The following is a 19,123-nucleotide window of genomic DNA, read 5'->3' as shown; positions in this document are numbered from 1 at the left end:
GTTTATAAAAACGGCATAAGGCTTTCTCGTTAGAAGCTCCAGGTCATCCCCAGCCAATAGCGGCGGCCGTCTTCGATATAGCCGTATTCTTCCTGGGTAATCTCTTTGTCCAGTAAATTATAGATACCGGCGCTGAGTTTGAGGTTTTCCATCAGTTGCAGGTTGGCACCTATATCCAGCAGTGTGTAAGAGGGGGCTACCAGAGTCGATGACGAAGGGCCTGTGGTGGGCTGGCTCTCTTCACCTCGGTAGTGCACTCTGGCCCAACTGCCCCAGCTGTCGTTGATTTGCCAATTAAGGGAGGTTTGCAGCAAGTGCTTGGGCAGTTTATTCAGAGGGCTGCCTTGATAGCGACCCGTTTTTTGCTCTGAGTCTGTATAGGTGTAGTTGGCCGAAAGTTGGATGTCATCATTGATGTCATAGCTGAAATCCAACTCGAACCCTTGGGTTACCGCCTCATCCACATTCACATAAGTGGTGGGATCCGAGCCAAACCGGTTCGGACCATCGGTACACTGACTCTCGGGGCAGGGTACTCGGGTAATTTTGTCTTCAAACTCGTTATAGAAGACTGTCATGGCCGTGGTGATATTCTCGCCGAAGCCGGTGTGCAGCCCCAGCTCGTAGTTGATTGAGGTCTCGGGTTTTAGATCCGGGTTACCGTACATATTGCCACCGCGGCTGACCTGGCCCCAATCCGGCACTGTTTGTCTCAGGCTTGGCGCCCTGAAGCCGGTGGAAACACCACCTTTGAGGGTTGTGCTGTCAGTCAGGTTCCAGACTCCATAGATACGGGGGCTGAAGTGCTCGCCAAAGTTTTCGTCATCATCCATGCGTAAACCGGCCGTCAGGGCAAAGGTGTCGCTCATGCGCCATTCGTTTTCGGCAAATACCGACCATTGGCGTCTGCTGATGTCGCTACGGTCACCTACCTGATTACCTGTTTTATCACTGAGATCCTGGTAATTGAAGGCAGCTCCAAAGGTGGTGGTATGACTATCTCCAAAGCCGGTGATCAGACTGGTCTGGGCATCAGTGTTTTTGATGGTCATTGCCCGGCTTTTGTTTTCAAACTCTTCATATTTGACCCAGGTGTTACTCGTACCTATTTCCCAGCGGCCCGTGTGTGCCAAGGAATACTTGCGGCTTTCATATTCTGTGGTGGAGGACGCCGGGCAGCCAAAACGGCCGCAGGGTTTGCCGGGAGCGAGAGGGGCGACTGTTTTGCCAAGAGTGCTGTCCAATTCCTGAATGGCACTGCTGACCTCCAAAATGATGTCGTGGTCGTCACTCGGAGTCAGCGAGAAACGGGCGCTGAGATTGTTGGCATCTCGGCCGCGGTAACCGCCGGTGATCTGGTCTTCTTCTCGCTTGGTGTATTGTCCATAGAGTTGTAGACCCAGCCAGTCCGGGATCAGGGCCCCGCTGACAAAGAAGTTACCCTGATAGATATTGCCGGATTCGCTGCGTTCCTGAACTGTGCTGTCCAGCCTGAGTTCGCCTTGCCAGTTTTCCGGAACCTTGCGGGTGATGATATTGATCACCCCGCCTATGGCATCAGAACCATACAGGGATGACATAGGGCCGCGCACCACTTCGATTCTGTCTATTGCCGACAATGGCGGAGTCCAGGCGCCTTCGACTCCCGGGCCATCGCTGTTGGTACGAGTCTCCCGGGATGACTGGCGCATGCCGTCTACCAGGATCAGTGTGTATTGGCTTCCCATGCCCCTCAGGCTAATGTCACGGCGATCGCTGCCGCCGGTAACCACAACGCCGGGAACATCCAGCATGGCATCGGTAATATCGCGATAGAAACGGCTATCCAGCTGTTCTCGGGTAAGCACGCTGATAGAGGCGGGAGCATCCTTGAGTTGTTGCTCGTAGCCGGAGGCTGTGACCACTATGACTTCCATGTCTTGGGGCGCTTCATCGGCCTGAGCCGCAGGTATGAGTAAGAGTGCGGCAATGGCGCTGGCCAGTGGGCTGATTCGACACAAAGGCATAGGTTTCTGACTCCTGAATGATAAATGCAAACTATGTAAATGAGAATGATTTTCAATGGCGAGAATTTACGCCGATGATACAATCCTCTCAAGCGCATTTTTCTGAAAACACAGTTAAGGATTGCTTTATAGCGACTGCCGTAACTGAGATGTTTTGGCTGTTTTGATGGGGCTGAAAGATGAATAGGCAGATGGTCAAGGCGATGCTGGTATTTGCCACCACAGTAGAGAAGGGCACTATGAATGCCGCCGCCAGGCAGTTATGCATGAGTACTTCTGCCGTTAGTCAGCAGATATTCAAGCTGGAGCAGCAACTAGGGCTTGGGCTACTTAACCGCAGCACCAGGGCGTTGACGCCGACTGAGGCTGGAAAACTCTTTTACCAGAGTTGTGTGCAGATGATCGCACTTGCCGATGAGACTGAGCTGCAGTTGAGTCGATTGAAGGACTCTCCGGCCGGTGAGTTGCGGATAGCCGCCCCCGTGGGATTTGGTGGCGGCCTTCTCAGTGAGCCGTTAAGGCGTCTGTTGGAGGCGCATCCCGGCATTCAATTGACGCTGCAGTTGCAGGATGAGGTGGTAGATTTGGTGGGTTGCGCCCTAGACCTGGCTATCTGTATCGGGCCCTTGGCCGATTCGGCGCTGGTGGCTCATCATCTGGCCGATTGGCAGATGCTCTTGTGCGTGGCACCAGACTTTCTGCATCGGCGAGGGCGCTCTATGCCAAGCCATCCTGGTGAACTGCAGGATTGGGAGCGTCTGTGCCATAAGGGAAGTATGGTGCAGGACAATATGTTGAGTCATACCGTCAGTGGTGAGCAGCTGTCTTTAACGCCTGGGCGTCTGGCGGTCAACAATATGCAGAGTCTGATCCGCTTCACCCTGGATGGTTTGGGTTATGCGGCCTTACCGGAGCCTGAAGTGCAGCAGTTTTTGCAGCAGGGCACTTTGTTGCCTCTATTGCCTGACTGGCAACTGCCACAGTACAGCGTCTATGCCCTGACCGCAGGGCGTGAGGGGCAGGCGCCAAAAATCCGTGAGGCGATAGCGACCCTGGGGGCATGTTTCGCCGCTCATGGATCTCGTCCAGATTTTAAACCTTGAAATATAGTATGTTTTATCACCAAATCCGCTCACGGATGAAACGTTTTTGTATCAGTAACACCAAGCTGTGCTTGTCACTTAAGTGTTGATACTCAGAACTGGATTTGGATGTGACGATGAGCTTTCCAGCATGATAGCCGTGGTGCGACAAAGCACTTTATCAAGGCAAGAAACTTGGCCGCAACTGTTGGCAGTTGTCTGGTTCTGAGTGAGCTATAGCCGCTGGTTGAAAAATAGCGTGACTCACCAGCGACTGTCGTTTTCACAGGGACGGCCATCATTGTCGCCGTCCATCTTGGTGTTGGGGCAGTAACGGTTGAAGTATTCGGCTTCGGCCCTGGAGGTCATCTGGCTGCAATACTGGCGTCCATCGCAGTGGAATCTGACATCCATCTCCACAGAGTGACTGGCATAGCGCGGCGAGGTTTGAGCCGCTTCGCGGATACTCTTGCTTAGGGTGTTCTGGTGAATGTCGGTCAGCTGTTGCGGTTCATTACCGCTGAGCTTTACCCAACTCAGATAACAGGCATAACCAAAAATAAGATAAAAAAACAAAGCGTTTCATCTTTTTTCCTTAAGTATTTCGGCATCCTTGGCCAAATTGAAGTTGGCTTTGTATTTCTGAGTGGCTAGACAGTCCAAGGTGAAATTTTGCGTCGATATTGCAGCTTGTTCCGGGAAATGTTTCAACTTAAATTTGAGCTGCGCCACCCTGTTGCCGGGTGTCATGTTGTTTATTGTTCCGCCAAGGCTTGGAGCCTATTAACTTCGTCTTGCACTTGCTGCACATATTTGTCCCAGTAGCCCAACTGTCGAAATTCTTCCAGACAACAGCGATAGAGCTTGAGTTTGTGCTTGTTGGCCAACTGCGGTAGTAAGCAGATTTCCCCTTGATTTCTAGCATCCATTCTTTTAACTCCTGTCCGGCAATACAGCATGGCTTCCTGCCACGGTAGATAAGTTACTTTTTAATCAGTTGTTTGATAATGCCGGCTCGCCTGATAACCGTAATGTTGTGATTTTGCCAAACATAGCCAAACCCGATGCCACCAGGGTTTACCAAGGATAAGCTGGTAATCAATTAGAATGTTTTTGGCAGATTTCTTAATGGAAAATCAGTATAAGCTTAAGTAATCAAAGGCAAATCACTTACTTCTAAAGTATGGGTATTTCAAGAGCAGCTTTCCCTGTGAGGTATGCTTGGTTATGCTGCGCTATTGGCTGTATTGGGGGAATCATAATGGTCACAGCGTTTAGGCAACAGCAAGGCACGGCTTTGGTACTGGAGGGCGGCGGCCTGCGCGCCATTTATACCGCCGGGGTGCTGGATGCTTTCTTGGAAGCCGGGGTCATGTTTGATTATCAGGTAGGGGTTTCCGCCGGCGCTATCTATCCGGCTTCGTACCTTTCCAGGCAGAAAGGGCGTAACCTGTTAATTCAGCAGCGTTATCTTGCAGATAAGCGCTACATGGGCATGAGGCATCTGCTGAAGACGGGCAATTATGTCAATACTGACTTCACCTATAGACGTATGGCTCACGAGTTGCTGCCGTTCGATTTTGAGACCTTCCTGTCCTCGGGAGCCGAATTCAAGATAGGGGCTTTCAACTGCCTTTCCGGTGAAACTGACTTCTTTGGCATGAGTGATTTTGGTGGCCACGACGAGCTGTTGCAGATACTGATTGCCTCAAGCAGCCTGCCTTTTATCTCCAAACCCGTCGTCATCAATGGGGTGCCTTATCTTGATGGTGGCATTGCGGCACCTATTCCGCTAGAGCAAGCCAGAGTAGATGGCTATCAAAAACAACTGATTATCCTGACTCAGGCCGCAGATTACAGAAAGTCAGCCTTTAAATTTAAATGGCTGGCACAAAAAGCTTATCGGCGTTACCCCAAGGTTGTCGATGCTTTGCTGAGGCGTCATCAGGTGTACAACCAGGCACAACAGCAATTACAGCAGGCAGTTGCCGATGGAAGTGCCATGGTGCTCCAGCCTAAGATGGCGCTGGACTTGTCGAGGCTGGAGCGCGACATCAACAAGGTAGAGGCTGTGTATCATTTAGGGCTGGCCGATGGTCGTGAGGCATTGCCTGCTGTGTTGGCGTTTTGTTGCTATGCTGACAAGCCTAGCGACGCCCACAGAGCATAAATGACTCAGGAGCTTAGCGGGTCATTCCAAGTGAGTGTCAGCCTGAATGGCTGACACTAAGCTCGGGAAGTGGACTCAGGGACGCAGTGCCGGCATCCGGCCACGGGTTGGTCGCACACTGGACATTAGCATATAGATACAAGTTGTGGTCAGACACAAGCCCAGGTACATGGGCAACCCCTGCTGTTGCTGGAAGCCGTTGGCTACCAGAGGCCCGATAACCGAACCCACAGAGTAGCTGAGCAGCATAAGTTCGGTTGCCGCCACTATCTTGCTGCTGTCGAGGCTGTCACAGGCCAGCGTAATAGCGATAGGGTAAAGGGCGAAGGCGGCAGCCCCCAGCAGCAACAGGTTGAAGCCCATCACCAAAGTGCTGTGACTCAGCAGAATACCCACAACCCCGGCGGCGCCCAACAAACAGAAAAACGCCATCAAGAGAGTCTTGCTGAATCTGGGAGACAACCAACTGACCAGGGGTTGCACCAACATGGCTCCCAGGATCACTATGGCCATCAGTTTGCCCGTCAGTTGATGGTCACCCGTTTGCTCGCTGAGAAACACAGGCATCAGGCCATAGATGGGGCCCAATACCAAACCTGCAACCAGGCAGCCCATGATGGCAGGGCGACTGACATGCCTGACTTCTTTGAAGCTAATCTTCTGATGCTGTATTTTTTGTGGCTGGCAGCGCTTGGCCAGCAGTGGCGGCAATACGGCCAACACCAGTACTATCGCCACCAAAATATGCGGCATGGCACCATCGACACCCAATTGTCCCACACCCAGTTGTCCCAGGGCGTTACCGCCATAGAGTGAGCCTGTATAGAAGCCCAAACGCTTGGCTCTCTGCTTGGCGGTGTCGGCTATCAACAACCAGGACTCCACCACTACGAAGATGCCGGCCACGGCAATCCCGGCAATAAAGCGCGCCGCCAGCCAAAACTGACCATTAACCACCAAGGGCATGCCAGCCACTGTCGCCGCCAGCAGCAATAGAAACAGGATGAAGGCGCCTCTGTGTCCCAGGCGTGCCACGACAGGTGAAATACAAGTTGCCCCGAGTAGCAAGCCGAAATAGAAAATACTCGCCAGCCAAGCCGCCAGATCTGTTGCCAAGCCAAAACCGTCCAATGCCAGCGGCAGCAGACTCATATGATAGCCGGAAGCCAGAGCAAACAGGGTCAAACCCGCAACAGGTACCCAGGCACTGTTGTTGTGAGCGGTGGCGTGAGGTTGGGACAACTCAGACTCCAAATAGAAAAACGACCTTTTAAACGGAGATCTGTTTAAAAAGTCTGAATGGTGAAATTTTCCGCGAATATAGGAGTCTGTAGCGCTCGGGTAAAGTGAGTTTATTTTGTTGTCTTGGAAAGAAAATTTCACCAAAGTCTGGATGTTTAATAGTCTGTTTTAACTTTGAATAAATGTAAATAAAAACTCGCTTAAATGGCAATTTTTGCTGAGTTAAAACGGTGTTTTTAGCCGTTTGGCAATATCACCTCTTGTGGCCTTTGTTGTTGGCTGCGCTGCATTTAGTGTTTGCCCTGGGGTAAGATGGGGTCATTCGTTTCTGTGGATTATTTCTATGGCCAAGATTTTGCTCGTTGCCAACCTTAACTGTGACCGAATCTTATTGCTGGATAAACCCTTGCGTACCGGAGGCAGATTCCATTATCAGGATGGTGGCCAACGCTTGGGTGGTGGTGGCGCCAATACAGGCATAGGTCTGGAATGGGCCGGCCATAATGTGGCTCTGGTGAGTCAGGTTGGACGCGACGAGATGGGCGATTGGCTACTGGCCGAAGCCAGTACCCAAGGGTTGGATTGTCGCAGGGTGCAGCGGCGAGCAGGCAATACCTGTGAAATGCTGTTGGTGATGACCCCGGATGGCGAGCGCACCATTATTCGGCCGCAACGGCCGATATTTGAATTGCCGGCGCCGCCCAAGTGGTCGCAGTGGGATGCCTTATATATCAACTCATCCGCCGAAGGTGCGGTCAGTTGGGCGCGAACCGCGCTGGAACACACTCTGGTGGTGGCACAATTGGCCAAAGATGACAGGCCAAGACCCTGCCATGTATTGCTGTCTTCGGTAACAGATATGCAAGGACGCAGCGAGCTCAGCCCCTGGCAGTTTGGGCGTCAGATAGCCGGTGACGCACTTAAATACTTTATTGTGACTCAAGGCGAGCAGGGCGCGGTGTTATATCAGGAGGATGGTGAGGCTCTGATAGCTGCTGTTCCGGCGAAAGTGGTGGATACCACGGGTGCTGGTGATGCTTTTGCCGCCGGGCTTATCCATGGTTTGGTATCGGGAATGGCAGTGGAACAGGCCATGAAGGAAGCCTCTTTGTGGGCGGCTTTCGCGGTTGCCTCGGAAACCTCGATTCCGGGAGACGCCTTGCGTCAGTACCTGCAAGCACAGCAGGATTGAGTTTGTCATAAAAATCCCGCATCAGTGTCATGCCGCTGTCATCAAGAGTGCTTAATCTTGCTGGCGATCTTTGGTTAGAGCTTAAGGGCTCTGCGGGTTTCTCCCTTCTTATTTATGTGCTAACTGGCTTGCCCTGCTCTTTGAGCGGGGCTTTTTTATATCTTTTACCATTGTTTTTGAGGTCGGATTTTCGACAAGTTCTGTTAGTCACCTAACTGGAAGCAAAGGCGATGAGGACAGAGTTGTTCTATTTATAAAGCATTGTTGTCATACAGTGGACTCTCATTAACCGTTTCATTTTGGCATCGGACTCTGAGCCGAATTTAACCTGGGGCATGTGTTAATATTGGCATTACTGAGCTGCCGTCTTGGCAGATGATCGACTATCAGCCTGACTATAAATAGCAAGATGGCGTTGAAGAGAGCAAGTGCTGATTAAGGAAAGATATTAGGTATGTCGCGCTGTTATTGTGAACAATGTGGGTACCCAGAAACGGCCTGTGTTTGTACTGCAGTGTCTGCAATATATCCTGGTAGCCAGCTGCTGGTGCTGCAGCATCCTGCGGAGGTCGAGCATGCCAAAAATAGTGTGCGTTTGTTGCAGTTGGCCGTGCCGGACACCCGGGTGATAGTGGGAGAAACCGAGGCGGATTTTGCCGAGTTGAGAGCTGAACTGACAACAGATAGCATGCCGACTTTCTTGCTCTATCCTTCTGATAACAGTCAGCTGTTGCAGGCGGATGACTCATCAGAAGCTGTAAGGCTTATCCTGCTGGACGGCACCTGGCGCAAAACCTTGAAAATGTATCGGCTTAACCCTTGGTTACAGGCGTTGCCTCAAAGGCATTTGCCACTGGCGGTGCCGACAGCGTATCGCATCCGCAAGGCTAATCGCAGTGATAGCTTATCGACACTCGAGGCTGCAGCTGCAGCTCTGTCTCAGTTGGAGCCTGGGCTGGATGTGGCACCTATGTACGCATTACTTGCTGAGCTGGTGGAGCAGAGGCTACGGCGGATGCCGGCCAAAGTGCGTGAGCGGTATTGAGTAAGTGAGTAAGTAGTCGCGAAAATTCCGTGTAGATCACGACATTTATAAGTGAATCCGGTTTTAATGAGCCTACATCATCCTTGATGATGGAGTGGGACTGTCGGCTTACCGCTTTTGCAGGGGAGTGGTAGCAGAGTAACTCTGTTGCCGACAGTTCTGTTCACCCTTCTTAGTATCGAGCTCTTATAGATCAAAATGCGCCAAGGCAAACTGTTCTGGATGCAAGGGGTAACCGAAAAAGAATCCCTGAGCCAGTCCATCCCCCATTTGTCGTACCATATTATTTTGATATTCGGTTTCTATTCCTTCGGCAACAAATTTGAGTTCAAGTGCTTGTGACAGCTGTACTATGGCTTGGCACAAACGTTTGCCTTTTTGATGTTGTAATTGCTCGGCAAATTCACCGGCAATTTTTAGCCCATCCAGTGGCAGACTGCCCAAACGACTCAATGATGACAGCCCGGTACCGAAATCATCGAGAACTATTTTGACGCCCAGTGCCCTGAGCTGTTTGAGGGTTTGTTTGGCCTGACGTGGGTGGCCCAGCAATGCCGATTCGGTGATCTCCAGAATCAAGGCTTCTGCGGGAAGCTGATGATGTTGCAGTGCAGATTTTACCTGTTGGTAAAAGTCCAGGTGCTCTAATTGCAGCGGCGATATATTGACTGAAATAATAAAGTCGTTGTCCTGTTGCCGCCAAACAGCCAGTTGTCGGCAGGCTTGCTCTACGACCCAGTTGCCGACAGTGACTATTAGACCGGTTTCTTCAAGCAAGGGTACAAAATCGGCCGCTTCCAACAGTTCATGAGGACTCTTGTGCCAGCGCAGCAGTGCTTCGGCACCGGCCATATGGTTATCTTTGAGCCTGACTATGGGTTGATAAAACAGGCTTAGTTGTCCCAGACCCAAGGCGTGACGCAGATCGCCGAGCAGTTTAAGTTTATGTTCGGCGGCCTCACTCATGGAGCTGTCATAGAAATTGATATGGCTGGCGCTGCGTTTGGCACTGTACATGGCTGTGTCGGCTTGGCTCAGCAGTTCGGAAGGGTCTATCTCCTGGTTGCCAAAAAGGCTGATACCTATACTGGTACCCAGGTAAAACTTTTGTCCTTCCAGTTCAAATGGGGTCTCGAATAGAGCCAATATCTGCTGTGCAAAAAGGTAGATATCTTCCCTGTCGCGGCAATCTTGCAACACCAGAGTAAATTCATCGCCGCCCATACGGGCGATATCGGCTCTCTCTATACAACCGGCTTCCAGCCTGGCGGCGACCAGTTGCAGTATTCTGTCCCCCATGGAATGACCGAAACAGTCGTTGACATGTTTAAAGCCGTTGAGGTCCAGAAACATCAAGGCTCCCGTGGTTGGCTTTCCTTGGTTGAAGGCCTCTAGACTGGCTCTGAGAACCTGGCGCAGCTTGCGCTTCATATGACGGCGATTGGGAAGCCCTGTCAGCATGTCAAACATGGCTTGTTCTGTCAGGCGTGATTCCAGCTGTTTACGCTCGCTGATATCGCTGAAGATGGTGACCAGATAACAACCGGATTCAGTCTGCAACCTGCGACTGCTCTGCCAGGCGGGGAAGTGACTGCCATCGACCCGGGTATGGCTGACCTCTCCCTGCCAGAAGTCCCGCTGCGCCAGCGCAGCACGACATTCTCTCTGCTTGGGATCGTTTGCGGTTTCGAGGATCTGCAACTGCTGACCTATCAGCTGCGCCTGACTAAAGCCGCAAAGACGGCAGAGGGCTCGATTGACCGCAAGGATTTTGCCCGAGGTATCACTGATGACAACGGCTTCGGCACTTTCTTCGAGAATTCCGGCCAATACGCTGCGGGGCAGCAGGCCGAATACGTCTTGAGCTTCACCTCTGGGACTAAGGCGACGATCCAAGGCTTCGAACCTCACCAAGATCATCTTATTACTATCTATTCTGACGGGTTCCAGGTAGAGGCGGGTTGGCAGCTCTTTGCCGTGGCGATTGAGGTGTAACCACTCCTGTACTTGAGAGCTGGCCGCCGCGGCTTGCATGAGTTTTTTGGCCAACTCTATACTGCTCTGACCGCCTAATTGCAGTCGGGGAGCAAAGTCGTAGAGAGTGGCATCGAGAATTTCCTGGTGAACACAGGCGAAGTAATCCAATGCTGCCTGATTGGCGGCAAAAATTTTGCACCCCATGAATAAGGCCAGAGGTGTCGAGTGAGGCTCGCTGCGCCAGAGTTGCAACTGGGGGCCGAGTTTTGTGTCGGCCACCAGGCTCTGTAACAGTTGTGTCCATCGGATCATCCAGGATACTCCCTTGTCGTTCTCCGTTGAGAACCACTTCCCTTTGTTATGTTTACACAGCTCCGCATATTCGGCTTTTCAACCAACAGGAAGGAAGCTAACACTTCCGACTATGTGGTGACCTGCCTTGCACCCTATAGCTTATTGGTTGGGCAAACGGTTATGTGGAACAGCATTTCAATCCGTTAGTTTAAAGCTAAACAGATCTACTCTTTGGCTCAATCAAAATTTCGTTTTGTTGCTAAAAACCTTCATTATCGGTCAAACTGGTGAAAAAATGTGTGATAGTCCTTGGAAGATGGATTTTTGTTCTCTCTAAGCAGGAGCGAATTTTGGCGAGATTAATACTGTTATTGAGCTGGTTGCTGGCCTTTGGCGTGAGTGCGGCTGATTTGACTCAACTGAGTGAAAAGGCCAGTGAAGATGCCCGGCGTCTGGAGCAGGAGCAACTGGAAAAAGCCAGGGCCGCCGCCACGGAAACTGCCGAGCGGGAACAGAAGGTGCTCAAACGCCAGCAATCGGGAGATTGGCAGGAGGAGCAAAGGTTAAAAGCCAGTAAACAGTTTGATGAGAGGGCGCAGCGGGAACAGAAATACCTGCAGGAAGCCAAAGAGGCGGCGGCCAAAGAGCGTAAAATCGACGAGCCCAAGATGAAGAAGCTGAAACAGAAGAAAATAGAGCCTTAAGCCAAATCAGTACTTCAGCCCCCCAAGTTAAAGTGTTTGCCGTTTAACTAAACTTGGAGGTCTTCAATAACGGCTGACGCTCAATTTACTATTAGTAGAACCTCTAGCCGAGCCAATATTAAACGGCAACTGAGCAAGACCGCTGAAATGATAGCGCAAGCCAATGGCACTGAGGCGAAGACAGAGGCAGTCCAAGGCTATCCTGTGCTGGTGAACAGTGCTGAATTGGTAGCCGAAGTCAGGCCCTTGCTGGAGCAAGTGGTCGGCAAGGGGAGAGGCTGGTGGAACCCGGGCTTATCACATGGGCTGAGAACTTTGCTTTCTACGCGCAAGAAACCCCGGGAGTTTTCTTCTTTCTTGGGGTAACGCCTAAGGGGACTGACCCGTCAACGGCGGCCAGCAATCACTCCCCCTATTTCTATGCCGATGAAGCAGCGTTCAATACGGGGATAGAGGCGTTGACCACACTGGCACTCTCCAGCTTAAGCAGCAAATAAACCGTACGGGATAAAGCACTTTGCTTACAAAATCTGACAATTCTGTATCACTTGTTACTTGATTTGCAGTGCTTTTTTACCCGATATTGGATCTTTTGAAATCAGCAATCAGCCAAGGAGCGACCCAATGAAGCGTACGCTGACCGCCCTGCTGATGTCAGCCAGCCTTCTTGGGGCGGCGACAACACAGGCGACCACGGCCGAAGATATTCAGAGTTTTACCCTGAATAACGGCATGAAAATCATGGTATTGGAAGATTCATCCATTCCCAATGCCAACATGTATCTGTTTTGGAAGGTGGGCTCACGCAACGAGGTGCCCGGGATCACAGGGATCTCTCACTTCTTCGAGCATATGATGTTCAATGGCTCCAAGAAATACGGCCCCAAGATGTTTGACCGCACCATGGAAGCGGCCGGTGGCGCCAACAACGCCTACACTACTGAAAACGTGACCGTTTATACCGACTGGTTCCCTTCCAATGCTCTGGAAACCATTTTTGATCTGGAAGCCGATCGGATTGCGGCGCTGGATATCAATGCAGAGATGGTAGAGAGTGAGCGCGGCGTAGTTGCCTCAGAACGTACCACAGGGCTGGAAAACTCCAACTGGCGTACCCTGCAGGAAGAGGTAAAAGGTGTGGCCTTCAGGGCGCATCCTTATAGCTGGTCAGTGATTGGCCATGAATCTGATATTGCGGCCTGGACCTTGGAAGATCTGGTGCAGTATCACAAGACCTACTATGCCCCCAACAATGCGGTTGTGGTGATTGCCGGTGACGTTAAGCTGGCCGAGGTCAAGCGTCTGGCCCAGCGTTACTTTGGCCCTATCCCGGCGCAAGAGCCACCCAAGGCGGTGAAGACAGTCGAGCCGCTGCAAAAAGGGGAACGACGGGTCTTCGTCAAGAAAGAGTCTGTCAGCACGCCTAATATCATGCTGGCCTATCACGTACCGGCCACCACCAATAAAGACTATTACGCGCTGGATCTGCTGACCTCGATTCTGAGTGAAGGCAACAGCTCGCGTCTCTACAAGGCTTTGGTGGACCAGCAGTTGGCGATTGCCGCCGAGACTTATATGCCCATGTCTTTTGACCCCAACCTGTTGTACATCCTTGGGGTGGCGGCCCCAGGTGTCAGCGCCACCACTCTGGAACAGGCATTGATTGAAGAGGTCAACCGTATTGCCCGTGACGGCGTTAAGGTTGAAGAGTTGGAAAAAGCCAAAAATATCAAGCTGATGGATTTCTATCGCAGTATGGAAACCATCAATGGCAAGGCCAATACCCTGGGCACCTACGAACTTTATTTCGGTAGCTTCGACAAGCTGTTCCAGGCACCGGATGCCTATAACCAGGTCACAGTGGCCGACATTCAAAGGGTGGCAGAAACATACCTGCGCCGGGCCAACCGCACTGTGGGGGTACTGGCTGCACAAGAGGAGGCGGATCAATGAGCAAGGTTTTTTCTCTCAAGGCCTCTCTGGGCGCCGTGGCCATTGCTGCAGCCTTGATGGTTTCAGGTTGTCAGTCTACCCAGGTGAAGGTGAGCCAGGATACCGGCCACTTTGTACTGCCAACTTATGAAAGAGTCACTCTGGGTAACGGCCTGACGCTGATGCTGATGCCGCAGAAAGAGGTGCCGTTGATCACCCTGAACGCCGTGGTGAAAGTCGGCAGCGTCAATGACACCACAGCCGGTGTGGCAGAGGTGACGGCTCAGGGCTTGTTGCTTGGCGCCGCCGGTCGCACCAAGGCCAGCATAGAGCAGGAGGTGGACTTTCTCGGTGCCAGTCTGAATGCCGATGCCGGCCGTGAGGGCAGTTACCTCAGTGCCGATTTTATGGCCAAAGATGCTGATACCATGCTGGGATTGTTTGCCGATGTGCTGACCCGTCCCGACTTTGATGCTAGCGAGTTTGATAAACTCAAGAACCGCAGAGTCGCCGAGCTGGCGCAGGAGAAAGAGAGTCCCAAGTCTGTGATTGGGCGCTACTTCAACAAGTTGGTCTTCGGTCAGCATCCTTATGGCAATGCCACTTCGGGAACCAGCGAATCTGTGTCCCAGTTGACGGTCAACCAGCTGAGAGCCTTCCACAAGGGCTACTATCAACCGGCCAATACCGCTATCAGCGTGGTGGGCGATTTCGACCCGGCGCAGATGAAGGCCAAGCTGCAGGCGGCATTCGGTCAATGGAGCAACAGTGAATCGCTGCGTGCCGTTGACCTCAAGCAGGGGCTGCCGACTCTGTCTGCCAGCCGAGTCTTGCTGGTGGATAAGTCGGACGCGATAGAGACCACCTTCACCATAGGTGGCCTGGGTGTGACTCAGGATAACCCTGACTATGTGGGCCTGACTGTGGTCAACACCATACTCGGTGGCCGTTTTACCTCCTGGCTCAACGATGAGCTGAGGGTGAATGCCGGTTTAACCTATGGCGCGCGCTCGGGTTTCGTCCCCTATCGTGACTCAGGGGTGTTTATGATCAGTACTTTCACCAAGTCGGCTACTACAGAGGAAGCCATTGACTTGGCACTCAAGACCTACAGCCGCCTGTGGCAGAAAGGGATAGATCAGCAGACTCTGGATTCGGCCAAGGCCTACGTCAAAGGCCAGTTCCCGCCCAAGTTTGAAACCAGCGGCCAGTTGGCAGGTCTGCTGTCAGACATGTACCTGTACGGTTTTGATGAGTCCTATATCAATCAATTCCAGCAACGGGTGGATGGACTGACTCTGGCGCAGACCAAGCAGTTGGTTGACAACTACTTCCCCAAGGATAAGTTGCAGATGGTGCTGATTGGCAGTGGCGACAAGATAGCCCCGATAGCGGCCAAGTATGGCGAGGTGACCCGGGTCGATATCAAGGATGTCGGTTTCGGCGGTTAATCCTTTCATGGCAGTCAAACAACGCTTCTTGTTGTTTGACTGTCTTGCTTGGAGCACAGTGATTCAGACACATTCCCGGTAAAGTTAATCTGCAATTGCCTGTCATAACACCGGAAGCTTTTTACCACTATGATCGCTACATCATAGTCCCCCTAATGAGTTTCCTGTTGAACGCTAAAGTGTGATATCAGTTCTATTGGATAGACGATTGACTTGTTTGAGTATGTTTAACCGCTGAAGGCTGAAATAGTCGGTTAATCCCGTTACAATGCTGCTTTTATTTGCAGTGAAAGCTTTAGATGTCAGCCCTAGTCCACTCCCTTAAATCCTTGAACACTTTTGGAATCGATTGTTATTGTCGGGAACTCATCAGAGTGAGTTCTACCGCTGAGCTTGTCCGGGCTTGTATGCAGCACAAGGATGATGATGTCCCTATGCTGATCCTCGGTGGCGGCAGTAATCTATTGTTGCTTGAGGATTATCAAGGGAGCGTGATTCAAGTCGCTACCAAGGGAATCGACGTCAGTGAGGACCAAGCGCATTTCTATTTAAAGGTTGCCGCCGGTGAAAACTGGCATGAATTGGTTTGTGAAACGCTTAAGCTGGGGATGCCGGGACTTGAGAATATGGCTCTTATCCCTGGAACGGTTGGTGCTGCGCCGATTCAAAACATAGGTGCCTATGGGGTTGAACTGTGCCAGGTATGTGACTGGGTTGAGTATCTGGATCTGCAAACCGGGGGGATAACTCGTCTCGAGGCCGCTGATTGTGGTTTTGGCTATCGAGAGTCAATTTTCAAAAACGAGCTCAAGGGCAGGGCTGTGATCACCTCTGTCGGCTTGAAACTGCCTAAAGACTGGCAGCCCAAACTGAGTTATGGGCCGTTGCAGTCACTTGCTGAAGAGACAAAAGTGACCGCGCCTATGATTTTTAAGCAGGTATGTCAGGTTCGTCAGGAAAAACTGCCTAACCCTACCGTGCTTGGCAATGCTGGCAGCTTTTTCAAGAATCCAGTGGTTGCTGCTGCCGACTATCTTAAGTTGGCCGAACGCTTTCCTGATTTGGTGGGTTATGCTCAGCAGGATGGTACTGTTAAGTTGGCCGCGGGCTGGCTTATCGATAAGGCAGGTTTGAAAGGTTTCCAGATGGGAGCTGCCGCAGTTCATGATAAGCAAGCCTTGGTGCTGGTGAATAAAGGCGGCGCCAGCGGTGAAGATGTGGCTAATTTGGCGCGGGAAATTATCAGGCAAGTGCAAACGCGTTTCGGTGTTGAATTACTACCCGAGCCGCGAATTTTTGCGGCAACAGGAGAGAGGAGTCTCTGACGATGACCGAACAGTGGAAGCGCAAGCGGGAAATATTACAGCTGTTGCAGCAGGGTGAGTTTGTTTCCGGCGAGATACTGGCCGAACAGCTCGGTATCAGCCGTACCGCCGTCAGCAAGCATATCAGCGCCTTGGCCGCCTTTGGGATCGATATTTTCAGCGTGAAAGGCAAAGGTTATAAGTTAGCGAGAAGTTTGCATCTTATCGACAAGCCGCGTTTGCTTTCCGCTATAGATAACCGCTGCTTTTACTTTGATGAGTTGGCTGGTACCAACACCTTCCTGCTCAACCATGTCGATGAATTGAGTAATGGTGATCTCTGTATTGCCGAGTACCAATCGGCTGGACGAGGGCGTAGAGGACGCCAGTGGTTGTCGCCCTACGGCAGTCACCTCTACTTTTCCCTGTACTGGCAGTTCTCTCAAGGTCTTTCCCAGGCGATGGGCTTAAGTCTGGTGGTCGCCTGTTCTCTGGTTAGTGTGTTGGAGTCTTTCGGTATTACAGGTTTGGGAGTGAAGTGGCCCAATGATATCTATCTCGATGGCCGTAAACTTGCCGGTGTACTGATTGAAATGAGTGGTACTGCCGACAGCGAATGCGATCTGGTGATCGGAATAGGCTTGAATATGGCTATGCCTGCTGAACTGGGTGAACAACTGGATCAACCCTGGAGCGATCTCAGTGGCCTTGATTCTATGCCGGACAAGACGGAGTTGGCTATTAATCTTTACCAACAGTTATTGAAAGATATTAAGCTGTTTGAAACTCAAGGATTGGCGGCATTCAGCACCAGGTGGCAGAGTGCCGATATCTTTGCCGGTCAACAGGTCAAACTGCTGCTGGGTGAGCAGCAGATTAGCGGCCACTACCTGGGAGTGGATGAGCAAGGCGGCGTTATCCTGCAGACAGATACAGGCACACAGCATTTTGTTGGTGGGGAAATCAGTTTACGCGGTGCTTGATTATTTTCGCAGTAGCACTTGATCCATCAGGTGGTCCTGACCTTTTTTCAGAATAAGATGTGCCCGCTCGCGGGTGGGCTCGATATTCAGATTCAGGTTCGGGCCGTTGATAGTGTCCCAGATATTGGCGGCTATATGTTCGGCTTCGGCATCGCTCAGCTTGGCATAGTGGTGGAAATAGGAGCGTTCATTGGCAAAAGCTGTATGCCGGAACTGCAGGAACCTGTCTATATACCAATGTTTCAGCAGTGATTCGTCCGCATCTACATAGATAGAGAAGTCTACGAAATCAGAAACAAAAGGCCGCTTGATACTCACTGGAGAATCCAGCTCTGTCTGCAGTACATTCAAGCCTTCCAGGATCAAAATGTCCGGCTGTCTGACCTGCTGCACTTCGGGAAGCCGGTCGTAACTGATGTGGGAATATAGAGGAGCCTCGACCAACTCGGCGCCTGACTTAATGGCGGCGATAAACTCCACCAATAGCTTCATGTCATAGCTTTCCGGAAAGCCCTTACGCTGCAACAACCCTTTTTGTTTCAGCTCGGCCAGCGGGTAGAGAAAACCATCAGTGGTAATCAGATCGACTTTAGGGTGTTCGGGCCAATGGCTCAACAGTGCCTGCAGGATACGGGCTGTAGTGCTTTTCCCTACGGCGACACTGCCGGCAATACTGATAATGTATGGGCTCTTCGCTGGGGTTTGCCCCAAAAACTCATTTAACACCAAACCTCTTTGCTGCTTGGCGCCAACGATCAAGTTAAGCAGACGGCTGAGGGGCAGATAGATGTCGGTAACTTCTGTGAGGGAAACTTTTTCGTTAATCCCCCGCAGCTTCTTCAATTCGGTTTCGCTCAAGGTCAAAGGCACAGACTCACGAAGTTCGGCCCATTGCTGGCGGTGAAAAGGCATATACAATGCCTGTTGAATTGAGTTGGCTGTTGTCATCTGATTTCCTCTGCTCAGGCAAGGCACAGTACACCATGAATTATTCGTGAACAATAAAAAATCCCTATGCCAGACCGAATTGTTTATCCCGTGTACAAAGGGTTAGGGGGAAGTCTAATCGCTACGCAGTGCCAGAGTAAAAAAACACCATTCAGGGCTTTTTTGCGAAAAAAAACCAATTTACTATTGCACTCGACCCAACATTTACCTAATATCCGCTACCGAAATGAAGTGCCGGCATAGCTCAGTTGGTAGAGCAACTGACTTGTAATCAGTAGGTCCCGAGTTCGACTCTTGGTGCCGGCACCAATTTTATTGGAGGGGTTCCCGAGTGGCCAAAGGGATCAGACTGTAAATCTGACGGCTCCGCCTTCGAAGGTTCGAATCCTTCTCCCTCCACCATTTTCAAGGTAAGTAGGTAGCCTTAAGTAGGTTGCGCGGGCATCGTATAATGGTATTACTCCAGCCTTCCAAGCTGATAACGCGGGTTCGATTCCCGCTGCCCGCTCCAAATTTGCATGCTGATATGGCTCAGGTGGTAGAGCGCATCCTTGGTAAGGATGAGGTCGGCAGTTCGAATCTGCCTATCAGCACCAGCCTCTCTTAAATTCTACTTCTACCTTTATAATCTGTTCGATGACATTCATTTGCATCGGACTTTTTCACTATATATGGTTTCACCACCAGAAAATCTTAGATTGAGGCAATACCATGTCTAAAGCTAAATTTGAACGTAGTAAGCCCCACGTTAACGTGGGCACCATTGGTCACGTTGACCATGGTAAAACCACTC

General features: G+C 51.3%; 16 protein-coding genes and 4 tRNA genes. 14 read left to right on the top strand and 6 right to left on the bottom strand.

Annotated features, from left to right (window positions below; all coding sequences use genetic code 11):
- Nucleotides 1–29: 29 nt before the first annotated feature.
- Nucleotides 30–2,006, bottom strand: a complete 1,977-nt coding sequence (locus tag CX651_RS02165) for a ligand-gated channel protein (RefSeq protein WP_101053138.1) — start codon at nucleotides 2,004–2,006, stop codon at nucleotides 30–32.
- Between the two features lie 179 nt (nucleotides 2,007–2,185).
- On the opposite strand from CX651_RS02165, the gene CX651_RS02160 reads away from it, so the two are divergent.
- Nucleotides 2,186–3,109: a LysR family transcriptional regulator gene (locus CX651_RS02160; RefSeq protein WP_101053137.1), complete on the top strand. Its 924-nt coding sequence runs from the start codon at nucleotides 2,186–2,188 to the stop codon at nucleotides 3,107–3,109.
- A gap of 243 nt (nucleotides 3,110–3,352) precedes the next feature.
- On the opposite strand, the gene CX651_RS20315 is transcribed toward CX651_RS02160, so the two are convergent.
- Nucleotides 3,353–3,664 carry an excalibur calcium-binding domain-containing protein gene (locus CX651_RS20315; RefSeq protein WP_373296786.1) on the bottom strand — a complete coding sequence of 104 codons (312 nt, stop codon included), beginning with the start codon at nucleotides 3,662–3,664 and terminating at the stop codon, nucleotides 3,353–3,355.
- Between the two features lie 179 nt (nucleotides 3,665–3,843).
- A complete protein-coding gene (locus tag CX651_RS19795) occupies nucleotides 3,844–4,017 on the bottom strand; it encodes a hypothetical protein (protein ID WP_157822656.1) in 174 nt (57 codons plus the stop codon).
- A 332-nt stretch (nucleotides 4,018–4,349) separates the two neighbouring features.
- On the opposite strand from CX651_RS19795, the gene CX651_RS02150 reads away from it, so the two are divergent.
- On the top strand, nucleotides 4,350–5,258 hold the full coding sequence (locus tag CX651_RS02150; protein ID WP_101053135.1) for a patatin-like phospholipase family protein: 909 nt from the start codon (nucleotides 4,350–4,352) through the stop codon (nucleotides 5,256–5,258).
- 75 nt (nucleotides 5,259–5,333) lie between these two features.
- Here the strand turns inward: CX651_RS02150 and CX651_RS02145 are convergent, their stop codons facing one another.
- Nucleotides 5,334–6,500 (bottom strand): MFS transporter, encoded by a 1,167-nt coding sequence (locus CX651_RS02145; RefSeq protein WP_101053133.1) that lies wholly within the window; start codon nucleotides 6,498–6,500, stop codon nucleotides 5,334–5,336.
- A 343-nt stretch (nucleotides 6,501–6,843) separates the two neighbouring features.
- Between CX651_RS02145 and CX651_RS02140 the strand changes: the two genes are divergently transcribed.
- Both CX651_RS02140 and CX651_RS02135 read left to right on the top strand, forming a co-directional pair.
- Nucleotides 6,844–7,692, top strand: a complete 849-nt coding sequence (locus CX651_RS02140; RefSeq protein WP_101053131.1) for a PfkB family carbohydrate kinase — start codon at nucleotides 6,844–6,846, stop codon at nucleotides 7,690–7,692.
- Nucleotides 7,693–8,146: 454 nt separating this feature from the next.
- Nucleotides 8,147–8,737 carry a tRNA-uridine aminocarboxypropyltransferase gene (locus CX651_RS02135; RefSeq protein WP_101053129.1) on the top strand — a complete coding sequence of 197 codons (591 nt, stop codon included), beginning with the start codon at nucleotides 8,147–8,149 and terminating at the stop codon, nucleotides 8,735–8,737.
- Between the two features lie 186 nt (nucleotides 8,738–8,923).
- On the opposite strand, the gene CX651_RS02130 is transcribed toward CX651_RS02135, so the two are convergent.
- The gene (locus CX651_RS02130) at nucleotides 8,924–11,026 is read right to left on the bottom strand and encodes a putative bifunctional diguanylate cyclase/phosphodiesterase (RefSeq protein ID WP_101053127.1); all 2,103 of its coding nucleotides are present in this window, start codon (nucleotides 11,024–11,026) and stop codon (nucleotides 8,924–8,926) included.
- A gap of 332 nt (nucleotides 11,027–11,358) precedes the next feature.
- Here CX651_RS02130 and CX651_RS02125 point away from each other — a divergent pair, with 332 nt between their 5' ends.
- The 6 genes from CX651_RS02125 to birA all read left to right on the top strand — a co-directional run bounded on the left by CX651_RS02125 (nucleotide 11,359) and on the right by birA (nucleotide 17,382).
- Nucleotides 11,359–11,712, top strand: a complete 354-nt coding sequence (locus CX651_RS02125) for a hypothetical protein (RefSeq protein WP_226565614.1) — start codon at nucleotides 11,359–11,361, stop codon at nucleotides 11,710–11,712.
- Nucleotides 11,713–11,993: 281 nt separating this feature from the next.
- Nucleotides 11,994–12,209 (top strand): hypothetical protein, encoded by a 216-nt coding sequence (locus tag CX651_RS19790; protein ID WP_146225985.1) that lies wholly within the window; start codon nucleotides 11,994–11,996, stop codon nucleotides 12,207–12,209.
- A 127-nt stretch (nucleotides 12,210–12,336) separates the two neighbouring features.
- Nucleotides 12,337–13,665: a M16 family metallopeptidase gene (locus CX651_RS02115; protein ID WP_101053123.1), complete on the top strand. Its 1,329-nt coding sequence runs from the start codon at nucleotides 12,337–12,339 to the stop codon at nucleotides 13,663–13,665.
- A gap of 56 nt (nucleotides 13,666–13,721) precedes the next feature.
- A complete protein-coding gene (locus CX651_RS02110) occupies nucleotides 13,722–15,095 on the top strand; it encodes a M16 family metallopeptidase (RefSeq protein ID WP_373296787.1) in 1,374 nt (457 codons plus the stop codon).
- A gap of 299 nt (nucleotides 15,096–15,394) precedes the next feature.
- The gene (murB, locus tag CX651_RS02105) at nucleotides 15,395–16,420 is read left to right on the top strand and encodes a UDP-N-acetylmuramate dehydrogenase (protein ID WP_101053119.1); all 1,026 of its coding nucleotides are present in this window, start codon (nucleotides 15,395–15,397) and stop codon (nucleotides 16,418–16,420) included.
- Nucleotides 16,421–16,422: 2 nt separating this feature from the next.
- Nucleotides 16,423–17,382, top strand: coding sequence for a bifunctional biotin--[acetyl-CoA-carboxylase] ligase/biotin operon repressor BirA (birA, locus tag CX651_RS02100; protein ID WP_101053117.1), 960 nt, complete (start codon nucleotides 16,423–16,425; stop codon nucleotides 17,380–17,382).
- Here birA and coaA read toward each other — a convergent pair whose 3' ends face one another.
- Nucleotides 17,383–18,330, bottom strand: a complete 948-nt coding sequence (coaA, locus tag CX651_RS02095; RefSeq protein ID WP_039036033.1) for a type I pantothenate kinase — start codon at nucleotides 18,328–18,330, stop codon at nucleotides 17,383–17,385.
- Nucleotides 18,331–18,563: 233 nt separating this feature from the next.
- On the opposite strand from coaA, the gene CX651_RS02090 reads away from it, so the two are divergent.
- From CX651_RS02090 to CX651_RS02075, 4 genes are all read left to right on the top strand, one after another.
- Nucleotides 18,564–18,639, top strand: a tRNA-Thr gene (locus CX651_RS02090).
- 8 nt (nucleotides 18,640–18,647) lie between these two features.
- A tRNA-Tyr gene (locus CX651_RS02085) sits at nucleotides 18,648–18,732 on the top strand.
- 35 nt (nucleotides 18,733–18,767) lie between these two features.
- Nucleotides 18,768–18,841, top strand: a tRNA-Gly gene (locus tag CX651_RS02080).
- 9 nt (nucleotides 18,842–18,850) lie between these two features.
- A tRNA-Thr gene (locus CX651_RS02075) sits at nucleotides 18,851–18,926 on the top strand.
- Nucleotides 18,927–19,123: the final 197 nt, after the last annotated feature.

Source organism: Shewanella chilikensis (assembly GCF_002836945.1).
In the GTDB taxonomy this organism is placed as follows: domain Bacteria; phylum Pseudomonadota; class Gammaproteobacteria; order Enterobacterales; family Shewanellaceae; genus Shewanella; species Shewanella chilikensis.
This window is presented reverse-complemented; position numbering and strand designations above follow the sequence as displayed.

Coding starts and splice junctions, on each gene's coding strand:
- birA (WP_101053117.1), top strand. CDS start 16,423: ATGACCGAACAGTGGAAGCGCAAGCGGGAAATATTACAGCTGTTGCAG.
- CX651_RS02115 (WP_101053123.1), top strand. CDS start 12,337: ATGAAGCGTACGCTGACCGCCCTGCTGATGTCAGCCAGCCTTCTTGGG.
- CX651_RS02135 (WP_101053129.1), top strand. CDS start 8,147: ATGTCGCGCTGTTATTGTGAACAATGTGGGTACCCAGAAACGGCCTGT.
- CX651_RS19795 (WP_157822656.1), bottom strand. CDS start 4,017: ATGGATGCTAGAAATCAAGGGGAAATCTGCTTACTACCGCAGTTGGCC.
- CX651_RS02160 (WP_101053137.1), top strand. CDS start 2,186: ATGAATAGGCAGATGGTCAAGGCGATGCTGGTATTTGCCACCACAGTA.
- CX651_RS02110 (WP_373296787.1), top strand. CDS start 13,722: ATGGTTTCAGGTTGTCAGTCTACCCAGGTGAAGGTGAGCCAGGATACC.
- CX651_RS02140 (WP_101053131.1), top strand. CDS start 6,844: ATGGCCAAGATTTTGCTCGTTGCCAACCTTAACTGTGACCGAATCTTA.
- murB (WP_101053119.1), top strand. CDS start 15,395: ATGTCAGCCCTAGTCCACTCCCTTAAATCCTTGAACACTTTTGGAATC.
- CX651_RS02165 (WP_101053138.1), bottom strand. CDS start 2,006: ATGCCTTTGTGTCGAATCAGCCCACTGGCCAGCGCCATTGCCGCACTC.
- CX651_RS02150 (WP_101053135.1), top strand. CDS start 4,350: ATGGTCACAGCGTTTAGGCAACAGCAAGGCACGGCTTTGGTACTGGAG.
- CX651_RS02130 (WP_101053127.1), bottom strand. CDS start 11,026: ATGATCCGATGGACACAACTGTTACAGAGCCTGGTGGCCGACACAAAA.
- coaA (WP_039036033.1), bottom strand. CDS start 18,330: ATGACAACAGCCAACTCAATTCAACAGGCATTGTATATGCCTTTTCAC.